Origin of the sequence: Actinomadura chokoriensis (assembly GCF_041463665.1) — a bacterium.
Lineage (GTDB): Bacteria > Actinomycetota > Actinomycetes > Streptosporangiales > Streptosporangiaceae > Spirillospora > Spirillospora chokoriensis_A.
In genome coordinates this window covers 10,981-36,832 of record NZ_JAXCEJ010000011.1, presented here as the reverse complement: position 1 = coordinate 36,832, position 25,852 = coordinate 10,981, and the positions used below count along the sequence as shown (strand labels likewise).

The window sequence follows — 25,852 nt, the reverse complement described above, 5'->3', positions numbered from 1 at the left end:
GCCACCAATTCCTCCTCCATCGCCGCTATTGAAATCGCCCGACAACCATATAAGTCCCTCTGACCGGCTGCCACGGACGTGTTCTTGTACGGTGACCCCGTGACGGATTCCAAGCAGCGAGCACGGCGCCTCGCCGAGAACCTCGAACGCGACGCGGAGAAGTACCCTGAGGAACGCGCGGAGATTCTCCTGGAGGCCGCCGGGCAGTGGACGCGAGCGGGCGACCCCGACCGGGCACTGCGGATCTACGACGACGTCATGTCCTCCGGCGGCGAGGAGGACGCGCAGTTCGCCGCCTCGGAGCGGATCTCACTGCTCACCGAACTCGGCCGGACCGACGAGGCGGAGGCGGAGATCACCCGGCTCGGCCGGACCCGCGTCCATTCGGGGCCCGCCACCCTGGTCGCCGAGTTCCTCGAAGGGCAGGGACGGCTCGAAGACGCCCTCACCTGGTTCAACATCGCCTGCCGCGATTTCCTGACCGACGACGAGGCGCTCCCCGAGAACGCGCTGTTCGGGAGGTCCGACCTGCTGGGGCGGCGGCGCGTCCGGCGGGCGCTCGGCCTCCCGCCCGACGACCTCGACCTGTACTGCGAGGACCAGCAGGCCGAGTTCGCCGAACTCCTGGAGCGGGCCGCGGCCCCGGCCCAGCCGCACACGGCCTCCTTCTTCGTCCGCTCAGACGTCGTCCGCGCTTTCGCCGAGGGCCTGGTGCACGGCCCCGCTGACGCGGCCACCTACCACTGCGAGGTCGAACGCGGCTGGCGCGCCTCCCGCGACGAGATCGGCGCGTCCGAACTCCGCCTCCTCCCCACGAGGGTGGACGATCTCCTCAAGTTCGCGAGCGACCAGGGCCGTGACCCGAAGGACCAGCAGACCCGCGCCGACCATCTCGCGGACCGCGTCCGCGCAGGCGCCCACACCCTTGTCTGGCCACCCGAGCGCAACGCCCCCTGCTGGTGCGACTCAGGCCGCAAGTACAAGAAGTGCTGCGGCTCCCCCGCCAACCGCTGAAACTGCCCTAGTGCGGTCGGTTGCGTTGACTTGCGGCATGTCGTTGTTATGAGCGCGCCGGAGGCAACGACTCGCCGCAGGTCAAGGAGGTGGCGACCCGGGAGGCGTCAGCCGGTGAGGGTGAGGGAGTGCAGGTCGAGGGCGTGGCGGGCGTGGCGGGTGGTCATGGTGCGGAACATCTCGTCGCCGCGCGGGGTGCGTTCCACGAGCATGGCGGCGCCGATGGCCATGACGATGCCGTGGAACACGTGGCGGCGGTAGGCCGTCCAGCAGTCGTCCCAGGTGAGCTGGACGCCCCGGGCGGTGAGGGCCGTGTGGTAGCGCCGGACGAGTTCCTGCTCGTGCGAGCGGCGGTCCTCGACGGGGAGGCTGGAGCCGAGCAGGTAGGACAGGTCGGCGACGCCGGGGCCGTAGGCGCAGGTCTGCCAGTCGAGGACGGCGGTGCGCGGGCCGCCGAACAGCAGGTTGTCGGCGCGGAAGTCGCCGTGGGCGATGGTGGACGGGCCTTCGCGGACGGCCAGGTAGGCGCCGATCGACGGGAGGAAGTCCTCGATCAGGCTGATGACCTCGGGGTCCAGGTCGGCGGCGTAGCGGTCCTTGAAGCCGGTGTAGAGGTCGGTGACCATCGCGGCGGTGAAGGCGGCCGCGTCGGCGTCGTGCCGGTTGAGCCAGGTCAGGGCGGCGAGGTCGGGGTCGTCCCAGCCGGCGGCGTGCAGGGCGGCCATCTCGGTGATCGCCGCGGCGGCGTCCTGCGGGGTGATCCCGGCGAGCTGGTCGCCGGGGAGCGCGGGCGCGAGGTCGGCCAGCAGGACGGCGTACTCGTCCGGTTCGGGGTCGTAGGCGGAGAAGTAGCAGGTGGGGATGCCCGCGTCGAGCCGGTCCGCGATCTCGGCGTAGAAGCTCGCCTCCACCTCGTAGGTGCGGACGGCGCGGGCGGCGGCGCGGCTGGCCGGGTCGGCCGCCGGGACCTTGGCGACCATCGTGGACGGGAGCGCGGTGTCGCCCGCGTAGGTGAGGAAGAGGCGGAGGCTGTCGGACACCTGGCCGGTGCCGACGGGTTCGGTCCGGACGGCGGCGACCTTCGTCCCGAGCGCGTCGGTCAGCCAGGACGCGGTCAGCGCTTCGGCGCCGGAGACCGGCCCCGTCATGCGGTCTCCCCGGCGAGGTGGGTCCAGCCGTGGTCCTCCCAGCCGGGCGGCTGGTGCCATTCCGTCCAGCCGTATCCGGTTCGTCCGTCCTCGGCCTCGAAGCGGCACAGGGCGCGCGGGAAGCGGGCCGGGCGGCCGTCGGGCGAGGTGACGGTGACCGGCGCGAACGCGACCGGCGTCACGGTCATGGGTGCGCCCGGGAAGCGGAGATCGGAGCGGGCGGGCAGGCCGTCCGCGAAGGCGGTCTCGGCGGAGAACCCGTCGCGGTGCTCGATCTCGCCGTCCGGCGGGACGGCGAAGCACGGCCACGGGAGCGGGACGCCGATGTTGGCCTGCATCCCGTGGACGAACGTGCCGTCGTCGAGGCGGCCGGACGTCCAGAGCCAGGAGACCTTCCACCAGTCGCGCTCGCCCCAGCTGTGGTCGCGTTCCCCGTGGGCGTTGACGGGGATCTTCCTGCCGCCCGCGGAGATGAGGCCGGTGACGGTGCAGGGGATCTCGTAGCGCGGGATGTCCTTGTAGGGGTAGACGCCGCCGACGGTGTCCCAGCGCAGGTCGAAGGAGAGGCCCATGGTCTCGGCGGCGGCGAGGTCGCCGTCGGCCGCGGCCGGGTCGGGGAGGACGGCGGCGTTCCCGTTCAGGGTGATCCTGGCCGGGCCGAACGGGTCGGTGATCTGCTGGGTCGCGGTGTAGGTCTCGGCGTGGACGTCGGCCGTCCCTGGTTTGGGCAGCGGCGCGTCGTTGTCGGCGAGGAGCAGGAGCGGCTCGCCCGGCCGCACCAGCGCGGCCCAGTACCAGGCGCGCTCCCAGTTGGGGTAGATGCCGAGGCGGACGTAGCCGGCGATGGATCCGTCGGGGGCGGCGAAGTCGAAGTAGTAGGACTCGTTCCACAGCTGCTCGGGTCCGGGATCGTGCAATCCCTCGTCCGTAGGCCGCAGATTCCAGGTGCCGTGCTCGATGACCCTCGTCATGGCCCCTCCGGGGATTCCGAACGCGATTCTAGGGCGCGATCCTAACCGCGTCCCGCCGCGCGCGACAGGCATGGGCGGCGGGAGTTCGCGGGCGCCCGCATCTCACTGGGCGGGAGGGGGCCGCGGGGGTCCGGAAGGGCGGTTACTCTACCAAACAGTTGTTAGAAAGAGGTTCTCATGGATCTTGAGTTCGGGACGGCGGACGAGGCGTTCCGCGGCGAGGTGCGGGAGTGGCTGCGCGCGCACGTCCCGGCGGAGCCGCTGCCCTCGCTGGAGACCGAGGAGGGGTTCGCGGCCCACCGGGAGTGGGAGCGGACGCTCGGCGCGGCGCGGCTCGGGGTGGTGTCGTGGCCGCGGGAGTACGGCGGCCGCGGCGTGTCGGTGCTGCAGTGGCTGATCTTCGAGGAGGAGTACTACGCGGCGGGCGCGCCCGGACGGGTCAGCCAGAACGGGATCAACCTGCTGGCGCCGACGCTGCTGAAGCACGGGACGCCGGAGCAGCTCGCCCGGATCCTGCCGCCGATGGCGGCGGGCGAGGTGATCTGGGCGCAGGCGTGGTCGGAGCCGGGCGCGGGCAGCGACCTCGCGGCGCTGCGCTCGACGGCGACGCGCACCGACGGCGGCTGGCTGCTGGACGGGCAGAAGACGTGGAGCTCGCGGGCGGCGTTCGCCGACTGGGGGTTCGGGCTGTTCCGCTCCGACCCGGAGTCGGCGCGCCACAAGGGGCTCACGTACCTGATGTTCCCGCTGGACGCGGAGGGCGTGACGGTTCGCCCGATCGGCCGGCTGGACGGCAAGCCCGCGTTCGCCGAGCTGTTCCTCGACAAGGTGTTCGTCCCCGACGAGGACGTCATCGGCGCGCCCGGCGAGGGCTGGCGGGTCGCGATGGCGACGGCGGGGAACGAGCGGGGGCTGACGCTGCGCAGCCCCGGCCGGTTCACGGCGGCGACCGAGCGGCTCGTCGAGCTGTGGAAGGAGCGCGCCGACCCCGCCGACACGGCGCTGGCGGACCGGGTCGCGGACGCGTGGATCAGGTCGCGGGCCTACCGGCTCAAGGGCTTCGAGACGATCTCGCGGGACGACGACATCGGCGCCGAGTCCAGCCTGAACAAGGTCTTCTGGTCGGAGCTGGACGTGGCGCTGCACGAGACGGCGCTCGACCTGCTCGGCCCGGACGGCGAGCTGGAGTCGGAGTGGCTGGAGAACTACGTGTTCTCGCTGGCCGGCCCGATCTACGCGGGCACCAACGAGATCCAGCGCAACGTGATCGCCGAGCGGCTGCTCGGGCTGCCGAGAGGATCCCGATGACCGCGGCGAAGCGAGGATCGTCGGGGCCGCGCCCCGGGGGTATGGGGGCAGCCCCCCAGGAAGGTAGGGCACGGTGAAATTCGTCCTGGACGCCGAGCAGCGGATGTTCGGCGAGACGCTGCGCAAACTGCTGGCCGGCGCGGGCACGGCGAAGGCCGCCCGCGACTGGGCGGCCGGGGACACCGGGCCGGGGCGGGCGCTGTGGTCGGCCGTCGCGGAGGCCGGAGTGTTCGCGGTCGCGGTGCCGGAGGAGTTCGGCGGCGCCGGGCTGCTGCCGGTCGAGCTGGTCGTCGCGGCGGAGGAGCTCGGCCGGGCGGCGGCCCCCGGGCCGTACGTGGAGACGCTCGCGGCGGCCGAGCTGCTGGGCGAGTCGCCGTGGCTGTCGCGGATCGGGGAGGGCGAGGCGGTCGTGTCGCTGGCCGTCCCGCACGCGCTGGACGCCGACGTCGCCGACCTCGTGCTGACCGTGGACGGGGTCGAGCGGCAGGCCGGGGAGGCGCTCGCGTCCCTCGACCCGGCGCGGCGGCTGTTCCGCGTCGAGGGCGGGGCCGGGTTCACGGGCTTCGGCGCGCTGCTGTGCGCGGCGCAGCAGGTCGGGCTCGGCCGGGCGCTGCTGGAGGTGTCCGTGGAGTACGCCAAGACGCGGCAGCAGTTCGGGCGCCCGATCGGCGAGTACCAGGCGATCAAGCATCATCTGGCGAGCGCGATGGTCGAGCTGGAGTTCGCCGCGCCGCTCGTGTACGGGGCGGCCCTGTCGTACGGGACGCCGGACTTCGCTCGGGACGTCTCCGCCGCGAAGGTCGCCGCGTCGGAGGCGTCCTACGGGCTGGCCAAGACCGCCCTCCAGGTGCACGGCGCGATCGGCTACACCGACGAGTACGACCCGTCGCTGTGGATCCGCAAGGCGCGCGCGCTGTACTCGGCCTGGGGTTCGGTGGCCGAGCACAGGGCTCGCGTCATCGCTGCTCTCTGAGCTCCACGCGGCGGACCTTGCCGGACGCGGTCTTCGGGAGGTCGTCCACGAAGACGACCTCCCGGGGGACCTTGAAGTTCGCGAGCCGTTCCCGGCAGTGCGCGACCAGCTCGTCCGCCGTGGCCTCCCTGCCGGGGCGGAGCCGGACGTAGGCGCGCCCGACCTCGCCCATGCGCTGGTCAGGGACGCCGATGACGCCCGACTCGGCGACCGCGTCGTGGCGGGCGAGGGCGTCCTCGACCTCGGCGGGGTACACGTTGAACCCGCCGACGACGAACATCTCCTTGGTCCGCCCGGTGATGGCGAGGTTGCCGCGCTCGTCGAGCCGGCCGCGGTCGCCGGTGTCGAGCCAGCCGTCGCGGATCGTCTCGGCCGTCGCCTCCGGGTCGCCCAGGTAGCCCTTCATGACGTTGTAGCCGCGGACGAGGATCTCCCCGTCGACGCCGGCCGGAACCTGCTCGCCCTTCTCGTCGACGATCTTGACTTCGACGTCGGCGATGGCGCGGCCGGAGGTCGTCGCGATGGTCTCGTCGTCGTCGTCCACCGAGCAGGCGGTCACCGTCCCGGATGACTCGGTCAGCCCGTACGCGGTGACGACCTGCGGGAACAGTTCCTCCTTGATGCGCCGCACCAGCGCGACCGGCACGTCCCCAGAGCCCGTCACGGCGAGCCGGAGGGAAGAGAGGTCCCGCTCGTCGCGGCCCGGCGCGTCCAGCAGCGAGGTGTAGATCGTCGGCGGGCCGGGCAGCACGGTGATCCTCTCCTGCTCGATCAGCCGCAGCGTCTCCGGGACGTCGAAGGTGCGCTGGAGCACCATCGCGGCGCCCTTCAGCACGCACGCCAGCACGCCCGCCTTGTAGCCGAACGAGTGGAACATCGGGTTGACGATGAGGTAGCGGTCGACGGCCTTCAGCCCGGTCCGGCCCGTCCACGCCGCGTAGGTGCGGACGTTCTGCTCGTGGGTGACCACGACGCCCTTGGGCCGGCCGGTCGTCCCGGACGTGAACAGGATGTCGGCGATGTCGTCCGGCCCGACGCCCGCCTCCCGCGCGTCGGCCTCCTCCAGCGGCACCGCCTTCGCGATGAACGCGTCCCAGTCGGTGACTCCCGGCCGCGCGGACCCGTTGAACGTGACGATGGTCTCAAGACGCGGCAGCCCGGGGACGGCGCCCGTCTCGTCCAGGCCGAGCATGCCGGGGTAGTCGATGCCGAGGAATCCGTCCTCCACGAAGAGGATCTTCACTTCGGCCTTGGTGAGCGGCCACCGGGCCTCGTCGCCCTTGTAACGCGTGTTGAGCGGGACGAGCGTCGCGCCCGCGCCCATGGCGCCGAGCACGGTGACGATCCAGCGCAGCCCGTTCGGCGCCCAGATCGCGATGCGGTCGCCCGCGTCGACGCCGGCGCCGATGAACGCGGCCGTCGCCTCCCGGACCCGGGCGTGCAGTTCCGCGTAGGTGACCCGGACGTCGCCGTCCACGACCGCCTCCGCGTCCGGGAACTCCTTCGCGGTCCGCGCCAGCACACCTGGAATCGTCAGCTCGCTCATAACCCTCCATGATGGGCGCGGCGGGGCGGATCGGGCCACCCCATCCCGCTGACCGGTACCCGCCTTACATCCTCAATGTGAGGCTTGTTCATTTTTATCCGGATCGGTGTTTCACTCGATGGAGAATCGTGGACTCCCACCCGGTCGAGGTGCCCCCAATGCCCTTCCGACGCTCCCTCCACGCCCCCGCCTTTCTCACCGCACTCGCCCCTCTCGCCGCCCTCGCTCTTCTCGCCGCCCTCGCTCTTCTCGCCGCACTGCTCCTCGCCGTCCGTCCCGCCCCGCCCGCGCACGCCGACGCGGGCGCGGGCGGCGAGGTGCGCGGATACGTCGACGCCCACAGCCACCTGATGTCGTACGAGGCATTCGGCGGGCAGGTGCTCTGCGGCAAGCCGTTCGACCCGCGCGGCGTCGAGGCGGCGCTGAGCGACTGCCCCGACCACGCCGGGAACGGGGCGTTCGCCTGGTTCGAGAACTTCATGCGGCACGGCAGCCCGTTCGGGACGCACGACCCGACCGGCTGGCCGACGTTCAAGGACTGGCCCGCCTGGGACTCCCGCACTCACCAGCAGGTCTACTACACGTGGCTGGAACGCTCCTGGCGCGCCGGGCAGCGCGTCCTCGTCAACCACCTGGTCGCCAACCGTCAGCTCTGCGAGGTGTATCCGCTCAAGCGCAACACGTGCGACGAGATGGACGTCATCCGGCTCGAGGCACAGCGCATGCGCGAAATGGAGTCCTATATCGACGCGCAGAATGGCGGCCCCGGCAGGGGCTGGTTCCGCATCGTGAGCGATTCCGGCGAGGCCCGACGGATCATCCAGGAAGGGAAACTCGCCGTCGTCCTCGGCATCGAGACGTCGGAACCGTTCGGCTGCCGGGTCGTCAACGGGACACCGCAATGCACGCGCGCGGACATCGACCGCGGTTTGGACGAGGTGAAGCGCCTCGGCATCGCCTCGATGTTCGCATGCCACAAGTTCGACAACGCGCTCTGCGGCGTCCGGTTCGACGGCGGGACGACGGGCGCCATCGTCAACACCGGCAACTTCCTCGGCACCGGCCGTTTCTGGCAGGCCGAGACGTGCACCGGCTCCGTCCACGACAACACGATCGCGCCCGCCGGGGCCGTCGACGACCAGACGGCCGCGTTCCTGCGGCGGCTCGGGGCGGCGGGCATCACGCTCCCGCTGTATCCGAAGGCACCGCACTGCAACATCCTCGGCCTGACCGACCTCGGGGAACACATGCTCCGGGGCATGATGAAGCGGCACATGATCGTCGAGATCGACCACATGAGCGCCAAGGCCGCCGGAGAGACGCTCGACATCCTGGAGAACGCGCATTACTCGGGCGTCATCTCGTCACACAGCTGGACTGACGAGCACTACGTTCACCGCATCTACGGGCTCGGCGGAATGGTCACGGGTTACGGTAACGCCGCTGACCGGTTCGTCGCGGAGTGGAAGCGCAACAAGCAGTACCGCGACCCAGCCCGCACGTTCGGATACGGCTACGGCCTGGACGCCAACGGCATGGGCCCGCTGCCCCCGCCACGCGCGAACAATTCGGTGAACCCGCTGCTCTACCCGTTCACGTCCCCGATCAACGGCGTCACGCTCGACCGGCAGCGGACCGGGCAGCGCACCTGGGACGTCAACATCGACGGCGTCGCGAACTACGGGCTCGTCCCCGACTGGATCGCCGACATGCGCAATATCGGCGGAACGGAGGTCGTCGACGACCTGGCCCGCGGCGCCGAGGCGTACCTGCAGATGTGGCACCGCGCCGAAACCGGCTGAGTCAGGGCTGGAGGGAGCGCCAGATCCGGGGCGGCAGGACGGCGGCGGCCTCGTCCAGGTCGACGGCCGCCGGGTCGGACAGCCAGCGCCGGGCGGTCTCGGCGACCGGGCCGACGAGGAGCATCTCCATCATCACCGGGGACATGCGGGCGACGCGGCCCGCGGCCACGTGCGGGGCTATCCACGCGGTGAGGCGCGCGATGCGCGGCGCCTTCGACTCGGCGAGCAGCGCGGCGTACCTCGGCAGGAACGCCGCGTACGCCGAGGCGTGGATGAACCGGGCGGCCCCGCCGCGCTCGCGGGTGAAGCGCAGGTAGGCGCGCGTCGCGGCCTCGACGCCCGCCCGCGGCTCGGTCACCCCGTCCAGCGCGTCCAGCAGGGTGTCGAGCAGTTCGGCCATGCAGCGCGCGTAGAGGGCGGCGGCGAGCCCGTCGAACGAGCCGAAATGGTGGTAGAGGCTGCCGCTGCTCATCCCGGTGGCCGCGATGACGGCCTTCATCGTGAAGCCCTCGTGCCCGCGTTCGGCGTGCACCCGGAGCGCCTCGGTCAGGATCCGCGCGACGGTCTCGTCCGTCCCCTGGTGCTTAGGGGACATCGAGTGCTTTCTCGGCGTCCGCCCAGAGCCTTTCCGCCAATGGCGCGTCCAGAGCCTTGGCCCTAAGGGGGGTCTCCTTCCTCACGTGGAAATACCGGCCCGTCCCGTCGGCCGTGATGAGGTCCGCGACGGGCGGGCCGCTCTTCCCGGGAGGCTTCAGCGTCCACTTGACCGTCTTCAGCAGCGCCCCGAGGACGCCGCGCCGAGCGCCGAGATCCGTCCGCAGGACTCCCGGGTGGACGGCGTCGATCGTCACCCCGGCGTCCTTCCACCGCTCGGCGAACAGGGGGACCATCAGCAGATTCGCCAGCTTGGTGTTGGCATACGTGTTGACGGCGTGGAAGTCCTTTCCCGTGGGGGTCCGGTCTGGATCCACATTGCCCGTGACGTAAAGCCCGGCACTGACCTGCACGACCCGCCGCAAGCGCTCTTCCAGCATCCGGTTCAGCAGGAACGGCGCGAGATGGTTGGTGAAGAACGCCTGCTCGAACCCGTCCTCGTTGAGCACCCGCCGGTCGGGCCAGAGCCCCGCGTTGTGGACAAGGACGTCGACCTCGGGAAGGGCGCCGGCCAGTTCCCGCACGGTCCGCGTGGACGACAGATCCCCCACCACCAGTTCCGCGCCGATCTCGCGCGCGGCGGCCGCCCCCGCGTCCGGCCGCCGCGCCACGATCACCACCCGGTGCCCCCGCCGCACGGCCTCGGCCGCCACCGCGCGCCCCACACCCCGGTTTCCACCGGTGACGACAACTCGCAACGTCTCGTCCATGCCGGGCACCCTACCCATTTCCAGAGAGCTTCTCTAGAGAGTTTCTCCAATCACGCCGCCCGCGGTACTCGCCCCCTTCCCGCTGCGCCGTCCGTCGTACACCCGATGCCGCCGCACACCCGACGACACGCCCCCCATCCGCCCAGCATCGTCACGTCCAGAAGGACGACGAGCAGAAAGGACCGCGGACATGGCGGTACAGGAACGCACTCGCGCCCGCCAGGACGGCCGCCTCCGGCTCGGCAGGGGGTGGCGCAGGACGACGCTGATCGTCCACATCGTGTCCGCCGGCGCGTGGATCGGGATTGACGTCATCGTGGCCGTCCTCGTCCTGACGGGACGCTTCGGCACGACCGGCGAGGTTCGCGGCCTGGCCTACCAGGCCCTGGCGACCTTCATCGTGTGGCCGATGCTGACGTCCGCGCTCATCTGCCTGGTCACCGGCCTGATCCTGGGCCTCGGCACCCGGTGGGGTCTGGTGCGCTACTGGTGGGTAGCGGTCAAGCTCGTCCTCAACCTCGTCCTGTGCACCCTCATCGTGGTGGCCCTCCAGCCGGGCATGGACGAGGTCAACGAGTACGGCCGCACCTTCACCGCCGGCGCCCCCGAACCGGCCTTCATCTCGAACCTGTTCTTCCCACCGGCGGTCTCCCTGACGGCCCTGACCTTCGCCACCGTCCTGGCCGTGGCCAAACCCTGGGGCCGCCTGACCCGCCGCACCGGAGGCAGGCTGGCGGAGCGGACGCGAGATGCGTGATCATCCCTGCCAGACCGGCGGCGTGTTGCGAGATGCCGGAATCGGACTGGTCGTCGCATGCGCGGGGCACGACGCCGAGGGGGTCGCGGCCGGGCCCGGGCCACGCCGGGCTGGATCCGGGCGCTCGTCGCCGGGGCGGCGAGCGCGCCGAGCGGGCCCACCAGCACACCCGGGATCCAGGGGTCAGGGTCCGTGGCCGGAAGGGGGGCCGAGGCTGGTGCTCGCGTCGGCGGCCCGGCGCAGCGCGGCCTCGATCTCCGACGCGTCCTCGGCCAGTTCGCCGATCCGCTCGGTCGCGAGATCGTGCGCGGCGGTGCGGGCCAGAAGCTCCTCGTACGCCTCGTCCCGCTGTCGCAGTTCGGAGATCTCGGCGCTGCGGTCGGGCGGAGGCAGCGTCCCGCGCCGCTGCCTCCGGTAGACGGCATCGGCCGCCGCCGTGCGCGCGGCGTACTCCTCCAGCGCCTCGATCCGCCCGGTCACCGCCGCCACGGAACGCCGCAGGGCGTCCCGCTGCGGAGCGAACCCGGCCTTCTCGAGCGGCGTCAGGTCGGACTCGCGCAGGGCCCGCTGCTCGTCCCGCATCCGCGAGTGGGCCACGAGCGTCTGGGCGATCTCCCATTCTTCGGCGGGAAGGGTGAGCGCGTTGTCCATGCCGTCGAGCAGCCCGGCCCGGTTCACCTCCGATTCCAGGACCGCGCCGATCGCGTCCTGCGCCCTGCAGAGCAGGATCTTGGCGTCGGGGTCGAGGTCGGCGGCCACGATGTAGCGGCCGGACAGCCTGCGGGCGAGGCGAGCGGCGCCCCCGCCGACCAGCCCGTGCAGCCGGCCGGGTGGCGGGCTCGTCCCCGGCGGCAGCGCGTCCTGGTTCTCACGGAGCGCCCGCTGGTCCTCGGCGGGGAGGGCGGGATCGACGGCGACCCGCGGATGCGCCGAGTCGGGAAGATGCGACAGGGACATGGTCCCGCATCTTAGGAGTCCCGCTCCGGGACGGCCCGCCGCCCGTTCCGGCGGGCGGCGGGCCGGGGCGGGTCAGCAGGTGTTGAGCATCGAGGTGAGGGCGCTCTTCTCGGCGCTGTCGACACTGAGGGCGTAGTAGTACTTCACCTGGATCCAGGCGCGGGCGTAGGTGCAGCGGAACGCGCTCCGCGGCGGCTGCCACTCGGCGGGGTCCTTGTCGCTCTTGGCCTGGTTGACGTTGTCGGTGACGGCCCACAGCTCGGGGCCGCCGAGGTCGTTGGCGTAGGTCTGGCGGCGGGACGTCGTCCACGCCCAGGCGCCGGACGCCCATGCCTCGGCGAGCGGGACCATGTGGTCGATGTCCAGGTCGGACGCGGCGGTCCAGGTCGCGCCGTCGTAGGGCGAGTACCAGCTGCCGGACGTCGCGGCGCAGGCGGAGTCGGTGACGACGTTCGTGCCGTCCCGCTTGAGGACGGTCTCGCGGGTGTTGCACGCGCCGGAGATCGTGATCCAGTGCGGGAACAGGTCGCGGTCGTAGGTGCTGCCGTGCGATTCGGCGGCGACGGTGAGGGTGGCCAGGCGGCTCGCGGCCGTGGCGGCGGACGGGATGTTGGGCGGGGTCGCGGACGCCGGCGCGTCCAGGACGGCGATCAGCGCCGCGACCAGGACGACCGGTAGCAGGAACGGCGGCAGGCGTCGCATCGGGGGAGCCCTTCCGCGGCCGTTCCCGGCCAGGGCGGGGGGCGCCCCGAGGGGGATCGGGAACGGCGGCACTGCGACGGTGACATTTACGGCAAATACGAATAAATGTCACGCATTGCCCAGGCGCGGGCCCGCCCTTGGGCGCAACCTGCCAGGGGCCCTCCGGGACCTGCGTACGCGAGCCGATCCGCCGGGTCGCCACCTCGTTCACTTGCGGCGTGTCGTTGCTTTCGCCGCGCTCATAACAACGACTCGCCGCACGTCAACGCAGCAGGCTCAGGCGTCCGCCACGCGGTCGATCTTCCACTCGCCGCGCTCCCCCACCACGGTGACCTTGAGCGCGCAGGCGCCGCCCTGAGGGAAGAGGACGTTGGCCGAGCGTTCCCACGCGGGCGGCTGCATCGTCTGGTACGTACCGTCGCCATGGGGGACCACATACGAGAAGGGGATCGGATCGGGGTCCCTGACGTTGACGAACATCAGCAGCACAGCGGAGTCCCGGTCGCGCCGGATGATCGCGGTGCGTTCGGCACTGCCGTCGACCTGGCCGCCACGGATCCCGATCCGGGCCAGCCAGGCGGAGTACCGCCGCCGACCTTCACCGGTCAGCGGGCGGAGGCGCTCGTCCCGGGCCGGGCGCTCGGCCGTCGAGTGGGACGGCGCCCCCAATACCACACCCATGGTCTTCTCGATCTCGTCCCTGAACAGCATCTCCTCGGTCGGCTTACCCACGACGAGAGTCCCCCTCCACTGAGGGACGGTCGAGTCCGGACACAGCACCAAGTAGTCGAAACGCCAGCCCTGCGGCGTGAGCGTCATCATCGCTTCGTAGCGGCGTACGGTCCGGACCGGGGCGCCGTCCGGCCCGGCGGTCATCCCCCGAACCACGGCCATCGCGGATGCCCAGCCGTCGTCGTGGTAGGTGTCGTTCGGGACCCTGGGCCCCCGTCCGCTAGACGTAAGCAGGAACGTCGACACCCGCGCTCCGGTCAGTTTGTTCCGCGGATGCTTGTTCAGGGCTGTGCCGTCATCGACCAACTCTTCGTGCAGATCGCCGGTGGCCATGGAGTCTGCGATGCGCCGACGTTCGCCGGGCTGGGTGAGGTCCGCAGTGTTCAGGGCGAGCAGCTGGCGTGTGCCGAACTTTGCGATCCGCGCCTGCTCCGCGGCGCCGAGCCCCTGCCGCTGCCTCGCAGAGATGCCGGACTCCTGCTGGGACCTGCCAAGATCGGGGACGAGCACCGCCAACGCGAGGGAGACGGCCAAGGTCACGAAGCCGGCGACCACGGCGGCCCGCTCCCACTCAGCCAGCTTCTTCCCGCCCACGCGCACGTGCCCGTCCTCCCGGAAACCTGCGGAGCACGCAACCTCCCATAGGACAGCATGATCCACAACTTCGAGCGCGTTGACTTGCGGCGAGTCGTTGTTAGAGGAGTGCCGGAAGCAACAACATGCCGCAAGTCAACGAGGTAGCGGCGGCGGGGGCACGCACCCCACGCCCGGTCACCCGACTCCGCCAGTTCCACACCGGCACCCGTCCCTCCGCCACCGGCGAAGGAAAAATCGCCTGGGCCCAAATGCCCACCTGACGCCTCCGAGAGGGCGAGCGGTGGGCTTAGGCGAAGTGGGCTCGGGCGGCGGAGATGACTGTTCTGTCGTCCACCGATGCCTCGAAGAGGGTCGCTTCGCCGTCCTTCCAGGTCTCGACGTGGAGTTCGTCGCCTGGGAAGACCGGTGACGCGAAGCGCCCCTCCAGTTCGCGGAGGTCGGCCGGGTGGGCGCCGACGGACGATGCCAGCGGAAGGGTCAGTGCCGCCAGCGTGCACAGGCCGTGCATGATGGGGCGCGGCATCCCGGCCGTCACCGCCGCCTCCGGGTCGATGTGCAGGTGGTGGCGGTCGCCCAGGAGGCGGTAGAGGGCCGCCTGGTTGGTGGCCGTCCGCACGTCCAGCGTGCCGGACGGGGCGGTCTCCGGACGGCGGCGGGCGGACGGGCCCCGGTCACCGCCGAATCCGCCGCAACCGGGCGCGAACAGCGACCACGTCGCCTCGAAGTACTCGCTTTCCACGGCCACGTCGAAGACCGCCGCCGAGCCCTTGTCCCAGACTTCCGCCACACGGGCTGTCATTTCCACAGCCCCCGAGCGCGGGAGGTCGTTCAGCACGCGGAGGCGCTGGGTGCCGTGGACCGCCGTCCGGACATCGAACGCGCCCGCCGAGCCGAGGGCGTCCGGGGCCCATTGGGCGAGCGTCAGCGCGAACGTCGGGAGGACCCGGAGCTTCTCTTCGAAGACCAGATCCAGGTCGGATGCGTCGGCGCCAACCGCGAGCGCGTAGAGGATGGCCTGCGTCTCGTCATAGGCGACGGTCTTGGTGCCGAGGTCTCGGCCGCTCCACCCGCTCACGCGTCCGCTCCCAGGATCAGGCCGCTGGTCGGGACGCCCGTTCCGGCGGTGACCAGGACGTTGTGGATGTCCCCCGGCTGGTTCACCGACGTTCCGCGCACCAGCCGCACGCCTTCGGCGATGCCGTTCATCCCGTGGATGTACGCCTCGCCGAGCTGCCCGCCATGGGTGTTCGTCGGCAGCCGGCCGCCGAGTTCGAGATTGCCGTCCGCGATGAAGTCCTTGCTCTCGCCCTTGGCGCAGAAGCCGAGTTCTTCGAGCTGCGGCAGCACCAGCGGCGTGAAGTGGTCGTACAGGATCGCGGCCTGGACGTCGGACGGGGTCAGCCGCGACTGCGCGTACAGCTGCCGTCCGACCAGTCCCATCTCCGGGATGCCGGTGATCTCGGAGCGGTAGTAGCTCGTCATCATGTGCTGGTCGTTGCCGGACCCCTGCGCGGCGCCCCAGATCAGGGCGGGACGATGCGGGAGGTCACGGGCGCGCTCCGCGGAGACGACGACCAGCGCCTGGCCGCCGTCGCTCTCCTGGCAGCAGTCCAGCAGGCGCAGCGGCTCGGCGATCCACCGGGACGCCTGGTGGTCCTCCAGCGTGATCGGCCGCCCGTGGAACCACGCGGCCGGGTTCTTCGCGGCGTGCGCCCGGTCGACGACGGCGACGCGGCCGAAGTCCTCGCTGGTCGCGCCGTACTCGTGCATGTAGCGGCGGGCGAACATGGCGACCCACTGGGCGGGGGTCGACAGGCCGAACGGGGTCATCCACGAGTAGGCGGCGCGGTCGGCGCTGACGTCCATCGGCCGGTCCGCCTGGCCGAGGCCGTAGCGGGTGCCGGAGCGCTCGTTGAACGCGCGGTAGCAGACGACGACGTCGGCGACGCCGGTCGCGACGGCCATGGCCGCCTGCTGGACGGTGCCACAGGCGGCCCCGCCGCCGTGCCCGATGCGGGAGAAGAACTTCAGCTCGCCGATGCCGAGGTTGCGGGCGATGTGGATCTCGGAGCTGGTGTCGGCGGTGAAGGTCACCATCCCGTCCACGTCGGACGGCTGGAGCCCCGCGTCCACGATGGCGGCGAGGACCGCCTCGCAGGCGAGCCGCAGCTCGCTGCGGCCGGACTCCTTGGAGAACTCCGTGGCGCCGATCCCGGCGATCGCCGCCGCCCCTGGCAGGACGCTCATGCACCGCTCCCCTGTGCTCGGATCCCCTGTGCTCGGATCCCCTGTGCTCGGATCCCCTGTGCCTGGGCCACCGGCAACTGGACGACGACGGTGCCGGTCACGTGCGGGCCGATCTCGTTCACGCCGCGCACCTTGATCTCGACCCGGCCGCCGTCCTGCTTGCCCGCGACGGCGCCGGTCAGGACCATCGTGTCGCCCGGGTAGTTGGGCGCGCCGAGGCGGATCTTGACGGCCTTCACGACGGCGGCGGGCCCGGCCCAGTTCGTGACGTACCGCTCGACGAGCCCGTTGGTCGTCAGGATGTTCATGAAGACGTCCCTGGAGCCGCGCTCGACCGCGAGCGACGGGTCGTGGTGGACGTCCTGGTAGTCGCGGCTCGCGATCGCGGTCGCGACGATCATCGTGCGGGTCAGCGGGATGCGCAGCTCGGGCAGCTCCTCCCCCACCGCGACGTCCGCGAAGCGCTTCACAGGGCGGCTCCCAGCAGGTCCAGGTCGAAGGACGCGCCGCCGAGCGTGCCGGAGAGCTGCTTGCCCCACAGGAAGTGGCGGTGCACCGGGTAGTCGACGTCCACGCCGATGCCGCCGTGCAGGTGCTGGACGCGGTGGACGACGTTCAGCCCGCCCTCGTCCGACCACCATTTGGCGACCAGGACGGCGGTCCCGGCGTCCTCCCCGGCGGCGATCAGCGAGATCGCGTGCCAGAGGCAGACGCGGAGCGCGTCGATCTCGATGTAGCAGTCGGCGAGCTGGTGCTGCGCGGCCTGGAAGGTGGCGAGCGGGCGGCCGAACTGCTCGCGCCCGGCCAGGTAGTCGCCAGCCATGCGGAGCGCGCCTTCGGCCACGCCGACCTGGACGGCGGCGAGCGACACGCGGACCGAGTCCAGCACCGCGTCCAGGGCGCCGGAGGCGAGGGCCTGCGCCGGCGCCCCGTCGAGGGTGAGATGCCCGGCCACGTCGCGGCTGGTGGTCTCGGCGCGCTCCCACGACGCTCCGGCAGCGGACGTCTCGACCAGGAACAGGCCGGGCCCGTCCTGCGACGAAGCCGACACCAGCACGTGGCTCGTCCCGAACGGTGTGGGGACGACCGCCTTCGTGCCCGTCAGCAGCCAGCCGTCCCCGTCCCGCACGGCGGCGCAGCGCGGCGACGCCGGGTCGGACGGCCCGAACTCCTCCAGCGCGACCGTCAGCCGCGCGGCCCCGTCCAGCACGGACGGCAGGACCTCCTGCTGCGACGCCGACCCGTGCGAGGCGAGCGTCAGCGCGGCGGCGACGACCGGCCAGATCGGGACGGGTGCGACCGCGCGCCCCTGCTCCTCCAGCAGGACGGCCAGCCCGGCGACGCCGAGCCCGGCCCCGCCCGCCGCCTCCGGCAGCGCGACGCCGAGCAGGCCCGTCTCCGCCAGTTCCGTCCACAGGCCCTCGTCGAGACCGCGCTCGGACTCCTCCGCGGCCTTGATCCGCGCCTGCGTGGCCCGGTCGGTGAAGATCTGCCGGGCCAGGTCCCGGACGGCCTCCAACTCCTCGCCCAGGGTGAAGTCCATCAGCGCTCCTTAGCGTCTGCGTCGGCCGGGCGGAACGCCGGCAGGGACAGGTCGGGGTCCGGGTCGATCCAGTCGAGGACGACGGGCATGCCGACCTCGACGTCCTCGGGGGCCACCCCGGTCATGTTCGCGATCAGCCGGGTGCCCTCGGCCAGCTCGATCACCGCGACGACCAGCGGGTAGTCGAACGCCGGATGGCGCGGATGGTGGTTGATCACGTAGCTGTAGACGTGCCCCTCGCCCTGCGCCTCGACGGTGTCCCAGTCGAAGGAGCCGCACTGCGGGCAGCACGGGCCGGGCGGGTGCCGCAGCGACTTGCAGTCGGCGCACCGCTGGATGACGAGCCGGTGCTCCCGCGCCGCCTCGAACCAGAACGCGTTGTCGGGGTTGATCGCGGGCCGCGGACGCAGCGCCTTCGGCGGCGCCTCCTCGGCGGCCGGCTTGGCGGCGGGCCGGAAGCGCAGCAGCCGCCACCGCTGGACCGCGACGACCTCGCCGGACGCGTCCCGGTACGTCCGGACGGTCGAGACGAAGCGCCCGGCGCCGAGCCCGGTCTTCTTCTCCGCCGAGATCGCCTCGACGACCTCCTCGACGCTGACCACGTCGCCCGGCACCAGCTCGCGCTCGAACTCGAACTCCGAGTCGGTGGCGACGACGGAGGTGTACCCGCCCTCGGCGAGCAGCGCGTTCAGCTCGTCGGACGCGGTCGGCGCCGGATCGGGGTGGACGGACGCCGCGTAGCCGCGCATCGTCCACGCCTGCATCATCGACGCGGGCGCCACGACGCCCTCGCGTCCGGCCTCCCGGGCGGCGGCCTCGTCCAGGTAGATCGGGTTCTCGTCCTCCATCGCCTCGACCCAGTGCCGGATCATGGGGACGTTCACCGGGTCCTGCCCGACGCGGCGGGTCAGCTCGCGCCCGACCCACGCCTGGAGGGCGTCCTCGTACTCGCTCGTCAGCGCCTTGTCGCCCGTGACCGCGCTGTCCTTCGTAACCGCGTTGTCGCTCATGACCGCTTCATCCTCGGCAGGCCCAGCCCCTGGACGGCGACCATGTCGCGCAGCACCTCGTTGACGCCGCCGCCGAACGTGTTGACGATGCCCTGCCGGGACAGCTGCTCGATCTGCCCGTGCAGCACCGCGCCCGGCGATTCGGGACGGACCCGTCCGGCCGCCCCGAGCACCCCGGTCAGCGTCCGCTGGACGAAGATGTGCGTCTCCGTCCCGTACGCCTTCGCGGCCCCGGCCTGCGCGCCCGTCAGCGTCCCGGCCTCGACCGCCATGGTCATCTTCCAGTTCATCAGCCGCATCGCCTCGAGCCTGGCGTACGTCCGGGCGAGGTCGGCGCGGACCCAGGGCAGCTCCAGCACCCCGTTGTCGCGGGCCCAGTCCCGGACGTCCTCCCACAGCCGGATCATGCGGCCGCCGAGCGCGGCGAGGCCGATGCGCTCGTGGTTCAGCTGGGTGGTGATGAGGCTCCAGCCGCCGTCGACGTCCCCGACGACCGACGACGCGGGCACCCGGACGCCGTTGTAGTACGTCGACGTCACGACCATGCCGCCGACCGTCGGGATCGGGCTCCAGGAGAACCCGTCCGCGTCGGTCGGGACGATCAGGATCGAGATGCCCTTGTGCTTCGGCGCGTCCGGGTTGGTCCGGGCGGCGAGCCAGACGTGGTCGGCGGTGTTGGCGCCGCTCGTGAAGACCTTGCTGCCGTCGATGACGAACCCGTCGCCGTCCCGGACGGCCTTGGTCCGCAGCGAGGCGAGGTCGGTGCCGGCCTCGGGCTCGGTGTAGCCGATCGCGAACACGATGTCGCCCGACAGGATGCCCGGCAGGTACTTCCTCTTCTGCTCGTCCGTCCCGAAGCGCATCAGCGTCGGGCCGACCGTGTTGACGGTGACGAACGGGAACGGCAGCCCGGCCCGCTGCACCTCGTCGAAGAACACGTACTGCTCGGCGATCGACTTGCCCTGCCCGCCGTACTCCTCCGGCCAGCCGTAGCCGAGCCAGCCGTCGTTGCCGAGCATCTTGACGATCTCGCGGAACCGGTCGCCGCCGACGCCCTGCTCGCCGGCGCGTCGCCGGACGTCCTCGGGCAGCAGGCCCGCGAAGTACGCCCTCAGTTCCGCGCGCAGCTCGCGATGCGCGTCGGACTCACGCAGATCCATACCTGCCCCTTCTGAACTCACGGGAGGAAACGGCGGCGGCCGGCGGCGACGAACTCATCCCGCAGCGCCGCCTTGTCCGCCTCGGTCATCAGGACGTACTCGGGCGAGCCCCGGCCCGCCCACCAGAACACGGGGTCGCCCGTGCGCCAGCCGTCGAGCTGCAGCTCCTTCTTCTTGAGCTTGCCCGAACCGGTCGTCGGCAGCGCGTGCGAGACGCGCACGAACCGCGGCGCGCCCTTGGTGCCGAGGTCGCCCTGGGCGGCGAGGAACGCCGCGAAGTCCAGGTCCTCGAACTCGACGCCCTCGGGGATCTCGATCGCGGCCATCACCTGGTCGCCGGAGCGCGGGTCGGGGACGCCGAACGCGACCGCGTCCACGATCTTCGGGTGGCGGCGGACGACGTTCTGGGTGAGCAGCGCGGAGATGTTCTCCGAGTCGACCCTGATCCAGTCGCCGGACCGTCCGCCGAAGTACAGGAACCCGTCGCCGTCGACGTAGCCGAGGTCGCCGGTCCAGTACCAGCCGTGCCGGACCCGCTCGGCGTCGGCCTCGGGGTTGTTGTAGTAGCCCTCGAACTTGGCGGCGCCGCGCACGTCGACGATCTCGCCGACGGCGGCCTCGGCGTTGGTGACGCGGCCGTGCTCGTCCAGGATCGCGGGCGCGCACGTCTCCCGCGTCTCCGGGTTGACGATGCGGACGCCCTCGTGGGCGGGGCGCCCGAACGCGGTCGGCGGCGTGGCCGGGTCCCGCTTGATCATGCCGGCGCTCTCGCTGGAGCCGTAGCCCTCCACGAGCCGCGCCCCGAACCGGCGCAGGAACTCGGCCTTGTCCTCGGGGGACGCCTCGGTGCCGAACCCGTGCGTGAGCGTGTTGTCGCCGTCGTCCGGCTGCTCGGGCGTGGCGAGGACGTACCCGATCGCCTTGCCGACGTAGTTGAAGAACGTCGCGCCGTAGAACCGGACGTCGTCCAGGAACCCGGACGCGGAGAACCTCGGCGCGAGCACGACGGTCGCGCCGGCCGCGAGCGACGGCGCCCACAGCGCCATCAGCGCGTTGCCGTGGAACAGCGGCATCGAGCAGTAGCTGATGTCGTCGCGCTTGACGTCGTACTTGGCGCTGTTGTTGCGGCCCAGCTCGGCGAGCCTGCCCTGCGAGCAGCGCGCCGCCTTCGACGCGCCCGTCGTCCCGGACGTGAACAGCAGCAGCATCTGCGTGGTCGGGGTGACCGACGCGTCGGCCGCGGGCTCGCAGGCGTGGGCGCGGACGCGGGCCGGGTAGCCGTCGTCGTCGATGAGCAGGAAGCGGTCGCGCGGGACGCCGATGTCGAGGCCGTCCAGGAGCTTCAGCCCCGCCTGGTCGGTGACAAGGAGCTGGAGGTCGGTGTGCCGGACCTCCTGCTCCAGGTAGGCGCCGGTACGGGTCGAGTTGATGCCGACGATGGTGGCGCCGCTCAGCGCCGCCGCGCCGAGCCACAGGACGTACTCGGGGACGTTCTCCAGCAGCACGCCGATGTGGAACGGGCCGTCCTGGCGCAGCTCCCGGGCCAGCGACGCGCGGGCCGCGCTCTCCCGGACGACCTCGTCCCACGTCCACGTCCGCTCGCGGCTGCGCAGGCCGGGGCGGTCGTCGCCCAGCCGCGCGAGAAGCAGGCCCGCGATCGTCTCGTCACGCACTCGCGCTTCCCCAGGCCGGTTCGGTGGGCAGGACGCAGTGGGTGCCGCCGAGGATCGCGGTCATGCGGTTCCGCAGCGTGACGGGCCCCGGCTTCGCCGGTGCGGACACGTCGGGCTTCGGGTCGTTCATTCAGAGTCCTCCATCCGGAACAGAACGTTAATCAGCGGGATGTCCGAACACTCCGGACATCCCGCTGACTGGGAGCGTCGACCCGCCTCCCCGCTATCCCTTCTGGCGCAGCGCGCCGGCGATCTGGTCGGCCTGCGCCTGCTGCTCCACGAGCTGGCGCAGCAGCCACAGCCGCAGCACGCGGGTGACGGCGGCGGCCAGGTAGAGGGCCGCGCCGAGGACGGTCACGGCCAGGAACCCGATGGCGAGGGTCTGCAGCGAGCCCACGTCCCGCATGTCGTCCTTGGCGAGCGAGACGTTGTAGGCGATGAACGCGCCCGCGACGCCGGCGACCATCGCGACGAGACCGGCGATGCGCAGCACCCCGTCGAAGCGGGACTGATCGGTCTTCAGCTTCTGGTTCGCCACGTCGTCCTTGAACTGCTGGCGCCGTTCCTCAGTGAGCATGATGGGGTCAACCTCCCAGGTAATCGCTGGACAGCCGGTCTTCGATCTCTTCGGGCGGGCCGACCGCCACCACGCGCCCGTGCAGCATCAGCGCGGCGGTGTCGGCGATCGGCAGGACGGCGCGGGCGAACTGCTCCGCCACCAGCACCGACAGGCCGCCCTCGACCAGCTCGGCGACCGTCTCGTACATCCGGGTGACGATCATGGGCGCGAGGCCCATGGACAGCTCGTCGAGCAGCAGCACCGCCGGATCGGTGCCGAGCGCGCGCGACAGCGCGAGCATCTGCTGCTCGCCGCCGGACATGGATCCGGCGAGCTGGTGGCGGCGCTCGCCGAGGATCGGGAACCGGCCGTACGCCTTGTCCTCCAGGTCCTCCAGCTTGGCGCCGGTTCCGGTGGCGGCCCACAGGTTCTCCCGCACCGTCAGGTTCGGGAAGATCCCGCGGCCCTCGGGGATCGAGCACACGCCGAGGCGGGCCGCGTCCTGCGCCGAGATGCCGTTCACCTTGCGTCCGGCGAACCGCAGCTCGCCGCCGGTCGGGGGATGCAGGCCCGCGCACACGCGCATCGTGGTCGACTTCCCGCCGCCGTTCGGGCCGAGCAGGGCCAGCAGCGACCCCGGCTTCAGCGCCAGGTTCACGCCGTGCAGGACCTCGATCGCGCCGTAGCCCGCGCGGACGTCCACCAGTTCGAGCAGCGGCTCGGCCTCCGCCGTCCCCTCCCCGGGCGCCGTCCGCGGCTCCGTCCGCGGCTCGGGGACCACCTTCGGGTCAGGCATGCGACGCCTCCTCCGTGCCGATGTAGGCGGCGATGACCTCGGGAGACTCCTTGATCTCCGCCGGCGCGCCGGACGCGATGAGCGCGCCGTAGTCGAGGACGTGGATCGACGAGCACAGCTTCATGACGAGCGGCAGGTCGTGCTCGACGAGGCAGATCGCGAGACCCTCGCCGGCGAGGCCGGTCAGCATCTCGGCGAACTCCTCCGTCTCGCGCTCGGTCTGCCCGGACGCGGGTTCGTCCAGCAGCAGGACGCGCGGTGAGGTCATCAGCGCGCGAGCGACCTCCACGACGCGGGCCCGTCCGATCGGGATGTCGGAAACATCGCGGTCGGCGATGTCGGTGAGCCCGGTCCGTTCGAGGACCCTGTCGGTCTGCTCGTCCAGGTCGAATCGCTTGCGGGTGTTGCTGCGCAGGATGTCGCCGGCGACGCGGACGTTGTCGCGCACCGACAGCGACAGGAACAGCTCCAGGCGCTGGAACGTCCGCGCCATGCCGCGGCGCGCGCGCTTGGCCGGGGACAGTTTGGTGATGTCGTCCCCGTCCAGCAGCACCTGGCCGGACGCGGGCTTCTGCAAGCCCGTGATGGTGTTGAACATCGTGGTCTTGCCGGCGCCGTTCGGGCCGATCAGCCCGGTGATCTGCCCCTCGCCCATAGTGAGGCTGACATCGTCGACGGCGGTGTTGCCGCCGAACCGGACGGTGATGCCCCTTGTTTCGAGCAGCGCCGTCTCATTCAAGGACGGTGTTTCAGGCATGGACCCCTCCCTTCAGGCCGAGTTCGCGGTCGAGGCGCGCGCGCAATTCGTCGGTGTAGGGCTCGTCCACGCCGATGAGTTCCAGCGGTGTCGGACGGTTGCGCCGCCCCTCGTCCAGGTACATGCGACCGAAGACGGGCAGCAGCATGACCACGCACAGGGCTATGAGCGCGAACGTCCACGTCCCGATCACGCCGGTGAGCGCGAGCAGGTAGAGGACGACGCCGAGCGCCCCCGCCCCGTACAGGACGGGTTTGGCGTCCCGCATCGCCCGGTAGCCCCCGATGAGGTCGTGCAGGAAACCGCTCGGGTTCCGGCCGACGCCCATCCCGACCAGCGCCGTCCCGACGAGGACGAGGTGGCCGATCGCCTTGTAGATCGTCGCCATGCCCTCGTTCTCCAGGGCCAGCTCGCTGAACGTCGACACGAGCACGGCCGAGCCGACGCCCGCGATCAGCCCGCCGATCAGCGCGCCGCTGAGGTAGCCGATGCCGGCGACCACGACGAGCATCAGCAGCGCGAGGCTTCCGATGAACGTGAAGTTGTCCTGCCCGACGGTCCCGGTCGCCGCCGACATCAGCACGCCGCCGAGCCCCGCGATCGCCGCGGAGATCATGAAGACGCTCAGCTTCAGCCGGACCAGGTTCTGGCCGAGCATCGCCGACGCCGCCGGGCTGTCCTTCATCGCCGCGAGCCGCCGCCCGTACCCGCTGTTGCGCAGCGCAGCGAGCCCGATCGCGATCAGCGCGAACAGCACGGTGGCCGTCATCAGCGACGTCGTCCCGTCCCGCAGGTCGAGCGGGCCGACCTTGAGCGGCGGGACGACCAGCGACCCGTCCGGGAACAGGGTGAAGGTGAACCCGAACAGCTTGTGCTCGGTGGTGTCGCGCAACACCATGTTCGACAGGAACTCGCCGAACGCCATCGTGGCGAGGGCGAGGTAGAGGCCGCGCAGCCGCAGCGCCGGCAGCGCGACGAGCCCGCCGACGAGCGCCGCCGCCGCGACGGCCAGCAGCACGCCCTGGACGTTCATCCGCGCATCGAGGCCCGTGCCCTCCACGCCGGCGTGGAACGCGACCACGGTCGCGACCGCGCCGAACGCCAGCGGTGCGAGGTTCAGCTCGCCCGCGTAGCCGGTGAGGACGGTCAGCGACAGCGCGATGATCGCGAACGTCATGCCGAGCGAGAACGTGGTGACGGCGCCGTCCGACAGCAGCAGGCTGTAGAGGTAGACGACGGCGACCAGCACGAGGCCCCACACGGCCGCGCTCCGGACGCTCGGCACCCGGTACCGCTCGCGGGTCCGGACCGCGGCCCCGCGCAGCCGGTCCTGGGGCAGCACCACCAGCACCACGAACAGGATGATCATCGGCAGCGAGACGCGCAGGTTGCCGGTGAACGTGCCCGCCGACGGCAGGTAGGCGAGCACGTAGTTGGCGGCGAGGCCGAGCACCATCGCCCCGACGAACGTGCGGGGGATGCTGCGCAGCCGGCCGAACATCGCCGCCGCGAACGCGTCGATCACCAGCAGGGTCAGCGCGTTCGCGTCCAGCCCGCCGCCGCTGATGGGCACGATCAGCACCCCGGCGAGGACGGCGAGCGTGGAGCCGAGCGCCCACGACAGCATCGCGGCGCGCTCGGGGTCGTGGCCGCTCAGGCGCAGCAGGTCGGGATCGTCGACCGAGCCGCGCATGATCACGCCCGTCCGGCTGCGGGTGAACAGCACCCGCAGCCCGACGGCGATCACCACGGCGGCGACCAGGCAGACGATCTCGTGGTAACGGATCACCACGCCGGCCACCGTGATCTTCGAGCCCGCACCGAAGAACATGTCCACGCTGTGGGCCTCGTCCGGATTCCAGATCCACTGGGCCAGGTAGACGGTGCCGAGCAGCACCGCCACCGTCACGATGATCTTCGTGACGTCGGCGGTGCCGCGCAGGCCCTTCATGATCGCGGCATGCAGCGCGGCGCCCATCGCTGGACCGACCAGCCCGATCACGACGATCAGCGCGAGCCACACCGGCCAGCCCCACCGCTCGGTGAAGTGCCAGTACAGGAACGTGCCGAACATCGCTTGCGCGCCGTGGGCGAAGTTGAAGATGCCCGAGGTGTTGTACGTGAGTACGAGCCCCGATGCCGCGATGGAGTAGACCGACCCCAGGACCAGCCCCAGGATCGTATAGGTCAGGAACGTCGTCACTTGCTCACCGCCATGTGGTCACCGCCTCCGGCG

The 25,852-nt window shown here is 71.5% G+C and carries 25 protein-coding genes; 5 read left to right on the top strand and 20 right to left on the bottom strand.

Annotated features, from left to right (window positions below; genetic code table 11):
• The first annotated feature begins 99 nt into the window (after positions 1–99).
• Positions 100–1,014: an SEC-C metal-binding domain-containing protein gene (locus SM418_RS18465; protein WP_371942436.1), complete on the top strand. Its 915-nt coding sequence runs from the start codon at positions 100–102 to the stop codon at positions 1,012–1,014.
• A 107-nt stretch (positions 1,015–1,121) separates the two neighbouring features.
• Here the strand turns inward: SM418_RS18465 and SM418_RS18460 are convergent, their stop codons facing one another.
• The gene (locus SM418_RS18460; RefSeq protein WP_371942437.1) at positions 1,122–2,162 is read right to left on the bottom strand and encodes an aminoglycoside phosphotransferase family protein; all 1,041 of its coding nucleotides are present in this window, start codon (positions 2,160–2,162) and stop codon (positions 1,122–1,124) included.
• On the bottom strand, positions 2,159–3,133 hold the full coding sequence (locus SM418_RS18455; protein ID WP_371942438.1) for a DUF7064 domain-containing protein: 975 nt from the start codon (positions 3,131–3,133) through the stop codon (positions 2,159–2,161). The genes SM418_RS18460 and SM418_RS18455 overlap by 4 nt, the downstream gene beginning before the upstream one ends.
• Before the next feature lie 177 nt (positions 3,134–3,310).
• Between SM418_RS18455 and SM418_RS18450 the strand changes: the two genes are divergently transcribed.
• Together SM418_RS18450 and SM418_RS18445 are read left to right on the top strand one after the other, a co-directional pair.
• Positions 3,311–4,441: an acyl-CoA dehydrogenase family protein gene (locus SM418_RS18450; protein ID WP_371942439.1), complete on the top strand. Its 1,131-nt coding sequence runs from the start codon at positions 3,311–3,313 to the stop codon at positions 4,439–4,441.
• 73 nt (positions 4,442–4,514) lie between these two features.
• Positions 4,515–5,414 carry an acyl-CoA dehydrogenase family protein gene (locus SM418_RS18445; protein ID WP_371942440.1) on the top strand — a complete coding sequence of 300 codons (900 nt, stop codon included), beginning with the start codon at positions 4,515–4,517 and terminating at the stop codon, positions 5,412–5,414.
• Here the strand turns inward: SM418_RS18445 and SM418_RS18440 are convergent.
• Entirely contained in the window at positions 5,398–6,960 is a 1,563-nt protein-coding gene (locus tag SM418_RS18440; RefSeq protein WP_371942441.1) for a FadD3 family acyl-CoA ligase, read from the bottom strand. The two genes, SM418_RS18445 and SM418_RS18440, sit on opposite strands and share 17 nt — an antisense overlap.
• Before the next feature lie 158 nt (positions 6,961–7,118).
• Between SM418_RS18440 and SM418_RS18435 the strand changes: the two genes are divergently transcribed.
• Positions 7,119–8,762: an amidohydrolase family protein gene (locus tag SM418_RS18435; RefSeq protein ID WP_371942442.1), complete on the top strand. Its 1,644-nt coding sequence runs from the start codon at positions 7,119–7,121 to the stop codon at positions 8,760–8,762.
• A gap of 1 nt (position 8,763) precedes the next feature.
• On the opposite strand, the gene SM418_RS18430 is transcribed toward SM418_RS18435, so the two are convergent.
• Positions 8,764–9,357: a TetR/AcrR family transcriptional regulator gene (locus SM418_RS18430; protein WP_371942443.1), complete on the bottom strand. Its 594-nt coding sequence runs from the start codon at positions 9,355–9,357 to the stop codon at positions 8,764–8,766.
• Complete coding sequence (locus tag SM418_RS18425) at positions 9,347–10,126, bottom strand: SDR family NAD(P)-dependent oxidoreductase (RefSeq protein WP_371942444.1); 780 nt, start codon at positions 10,124–10,126, stop codon at positions 9,347–9,349. Before SM418_RS18425 ends, SM418_RS18430 begins: the two co-directional genes overlap by 11 nt.
• 190 nt (positions 10,127–10,316) lie before the next feature.
• Here SM418_RS18425 and SM418_RS18420 point away from each other — a divergent pair, with 190 nt between their 5' ends.
• Entirely contained in the window at positions 10,317–10,883 is a 567-nt protein-coding gene (locus SM418_RS18420) for a hypothetical protein (protein ID WP_371942445.1), read from the top strand.
• Between the two features lie 183 nt (positions 10,884–11,066).
• Here the strand turns inward: SM418_RS18420 and SM418_RS18415 are convergent, their stop codons facing one another.
• From SM418_RS18415 to SM418_RS18345, 15 genes are all read right to left on the bottom strand, one after another.
• The gene (locus tag SM418_RS18415; RefSeq protein WP_371942446.1) at positions 11,067–11,840 is read right to left on the bottom strand and encodes a hypothetical protein; all 774 of its coding nucleotides are present in this window, start codon (positions 11,838–11,840) and stop codon (positions 11,067–11,069) included.
• 72 nt (positions 11,841–11,912) lie between these two features.
• On the bottom strand, positions 11,913–12,542 hold the full coding sequence (locus tag SM418_RS18410; protein ID WP_371942447.1) for an HNH endonuclease family protein: 630 nt from the start codon (positions 12,540–12,542) through the stop codon (positions 11,913–11,915).
• A gap of 276 nt (positions 12,543–12,818) precedes the next feature.
• Positions 12,819–13,868: a hypothetical protein gene (locus SM418_RS18405; RefSeq protein ID WP_371942448.1), complete on the bottom strand. Its 1,050-nt coding sequence runs from the start codon at positions 13,866–13,868 to the stop codon at positions 12,819–12,821.
• Between the two features lie 289 nt (positions 13,869–14,157).
• The gene (locus tag SM418_RS18400) at positions 14,158–14,946 is read right to left on the bottom strand and encodes a MaoC/PaaZ C-terminal domain-containing protein (protein WP_371942449.1); all 789 of its coding nucleotides are present in this window, start codon (positions 14,944–14,946) and stop codon (positions 14,158–14,160) included.
• Entirely contained in the window at positions 14,943–16,118 is a 1,176-nt protein-coding gene (locus SM418_RS18395) for a lipid-transfer protein (RefSeq protein ID WP_371942450.1), read from the bottom strand. Before SM418_RS18395 ends, SM418_RS18400 begins: the two co-directional genes overlap by 4 nt.
• Positions 16,115–16,588 carry a MaoC family dehydratase gene (locus SM418_RS18390; RefSeq protein WP_371942451.1) on the bottom strand — a complete coding sequence of 158 codons (474 nt, stop codon included), beginning with the start codon at positions 16,586–16,588 and terminating at the stop codon, positions 16,115–16,117. Before SM418_RS18390 ends, SM418_RS18395 begins: the two co-directional genes overlap by 4 nt.
• Positions 16,585–17,661: an acyl-CoA dehydrogenase family protein gene (locus SM418_RS18385; RefSeq protein WP_371942452.1), complete on the bottom strand. Its 1,077-nt coding sequence runs from the start codon at positions 17,659–17,661 to the stop codon at positions 16,585–16,587. Before SM418_RS18385 ends, SM418_RS18390 begins: the two co-directional genes overlap by 4 nt.
• The gene (locus SM418_RS18380; RefSeq protein ID WP_371942453.1) at positions 17,661–18,671 is read right to left on the bottom strand and encodes a bifunctional MaoC family dehydratase N-terminal/OB-fold nucleic acid binding domain-containing protein; all 1,011 of its coding nucleotides are present in this window, start codon (positions 18,669–18,671) and stop codon (positions 17,661–17,663) included. Before SM418_RS18380 ends, SM418_RS18385 begins: the two co-directional genes overlap by 1 nt.
• Entirely contained in the window at positions 18,668–19,831 is a 1,164-nt protein-coding gene (locus SM418_RS18375; RefSeq protein ID WP_371942454.1) for an acyl-CoA dehydrogenase family protein, read from the bottom strand. The genes SM418_RS18380 and SM418_RS18375 overlap by 4 nt, the downstream gene beginning before the upstream one ends.
• A 17-nt stretch (positions 19,832–19,848) precedes the next feature.
• The gene (casI, locus tag SM418_RS18370; protein WP_371942455.1) at positions 19,849–21,504 is read right to left on the bottom strand and encodes a steroid-22-oyl-CoA synthetase; all 1,656 of its coding nucleotides are present in this window, start codon (positions 21,502–21,504) and stop codon (positions 19,849–19,851) included.
• Complete coding sequence (locus SM418_RS18365) at positions 21,497–21,634, bottom strand: hypothetical protein (protein WP_371942456.1); 138 nt, start codon at positions 21,632–21,634, stop codon at positions 21,497–21,499. The genes casI and SM418_RS18365 overlap by 8 nt, the downstream gene beginning before the upstream one ends.
• Before the next feature lie 93 nt (positions 21,635–21,727).
• Positions 21,728–22,081 (bottom strand): hypothetical protein, encoded by a 354-nt coding sequence (locus SM418_RS18360; RefSeq protein ID WP_371942457.1) that lies wholly within the window; start codon positions 22,079–22,081, stop codon positions 21,728–21,730.
• Positions 22,082–22,088: 7 nt separating this feature from the next.
• Positions 22,089–22,859 carry an ABC transporter ATP-binding protein gene (locus SM418_RS18355; protein WP_371942458.1) on the bottom strand — a complete coding sequence of 257 codons (771 nt, stop codon included), beginning with the start codon at positions 22,857–22,859 and terminating at the stop codon, positions 22,089–22,091.
• Positions 22,852–23,616 carry an ABC transporter ATP-binding protein gene (locus SM418_RS18350; protein WP_371942459.1) on the bottom strand — a complete coding sequence of 255 codons (765 nt, stop codon included), beginning with the start codon at positions 23,614–23,616 and terminating at the stop codon, positions 22,852–22,854. Before SM418_RS18350 ends, SM418_RS18355 begins: the two co-directional genes overlap by 8 nt.
• Complete coding sequence (locus SM418_RS18345) at positions 23,609–25,819, bottom strand: branched-chain amino acid ABC transporter permease (RefSeq protein WP_371942460.1); 2,211 nt, start codon at positions 25,817–25,819, stop codon at positions 23,609–23,611. The genes SM418_RS18350 and SM418_RS18345 overlap by 8 nt, the downstream gene beginning before the upstream one ends.
• Between the last annotated feature and the right edge of the window lie 33 nt (positions 25,820–25,852).

Excerpts from the sequence above, each read along its gene's own strand:
- SM418_RS18460 (WP_371942437.1), bottom strand. The coding sequence starts at position 2,162 with ATGACGGGGCCGGTCTCCGGCGCCGAAGCGCTGACCGCGTCCTGGCTG.
- SM418_RS18455 (WP_371942438.1), bottom strand. The coding sequence starts at position 3,133 with ATGACGAGGGTCATCGAGCACGGCACCTGGAATCTGCGGCCTACGGAC.
- SM418_RS18450 (WP_371942439.1), top strand. The coding sequence starts at position 3,311 with ATGGATCTTGAGTTCGGGACGGCGGACGAGGCGTTCCGCGGCGAGGTG.
- SM418_RS18440 (WP_371942441.1), bottom strand. The coding sequence starts at position 6,960 with ATGAGCGAGCTGACGATTCCAGGTGTGCTGGCGCGGACCGCGAAGGAG.
- SM418_RS18435 (WP_371942442.1), top strand. The coding sequence starts at position 7,119 with ATGCCCTTCCGACGCTCCCTCCACGCCCCCGCCTTTCTCACCGCACTC.
- SM418_RS18430 (WP_371942443.1), bottom strand. The coding sequence starts at position 9,357 with ATGTCCCCTAAGCACCAGGGGACGGACGAGACCGTCGCGCGGATCCTG.
- SM418_RS18425 (WP_371942444.1), bottom strand. The coding sequence starts at position 10,126 with ATGGACGAGACGTTGCGAGTTGTCGTCACCGGTGGAAACCGGGGTGTG.
- SM418_RS18420 (WP_371942445.1), top strand. The coding sequence starts at position 10,317 with ATGGCGGTACAGGAACGCACTCGCGCCCGCCAGGACGGCCGCCTCCGG.
- SM418_RS18415 (WP_371942446.1), bottom strand. The coding sequence starts at position 11,840 with ATGTCCCTGTCGCATCTTCCCGACTCGGCGCATCCGCGGGTCGCCGTC.
- SM418_RS18410 (WP_371942447.1), bottom strand. The coding sequence starts at position 12,542 with ATGCGACGCCTGCCGCCGTTCCTGCTACCGGTCGTCCTGGTCGCGGCG.
- SM418_RS18395 (WP_371942450.1), bottom strand. The coding sequence starts at position 16,118 with ATGAGCGTCCTGCCAGGGGCGGCGGCGATCGCCGGGATCGGCGCCACG.
- SM418_RS18385 (WP_371942452.1), bottom strand. The coding sequence starts at position 17,661 with ATGGACTTCACCCTGGGCGAGGAGTTGGAGGCCGTCCGGGACCTGGCC.
- SM418_RS18380 (WP_371942453.1), bottom strand. The coding sequence starts at position 18,671 with ATGAGCGACAACGCGGTTACGAAGGACAGCGCGGTCACGGGCGACAAG.
- SM418_RS18375 (WP_371942454.1), bottom strand. The coding sequence starts at position 19,831 with ATGGATCTGCGTGAGTCCGACGCGCATCGCGAGCTGCGCGCGGAACTG.
- SM418_RS18365 (WP_371942456.1), bottom strand. The coding sequence starts at position 21,634 with ATGAACGACCCGAAGCCCGACGTGTCCGCACCGGCGAAGCCGGGGCCC.
- SM418_RS18360 (WP_371942457.1), bottom strand. The coding sequence starts at position 22,081 with ATGCTCACTGAGGAACGGCGCCAGCAGTTCAAGGACGACGTGGCGAAC.
- SM418_RS18355 (WP_371942458.1), bottom strand. The coding sequence starts at position 22,859 with ATGCCTGACCCGAAGGTGGTCCCCGAGCCGCGGACGGAGCCGCGGACG.
- SM418_RS18350 (WP_371942459.1), bottom strand. The coding sequence starts at position 23,616 with ATGCCTGAAACACCGTCCTTGAATGAGACGGCGCTGCTCGAAACAAGG.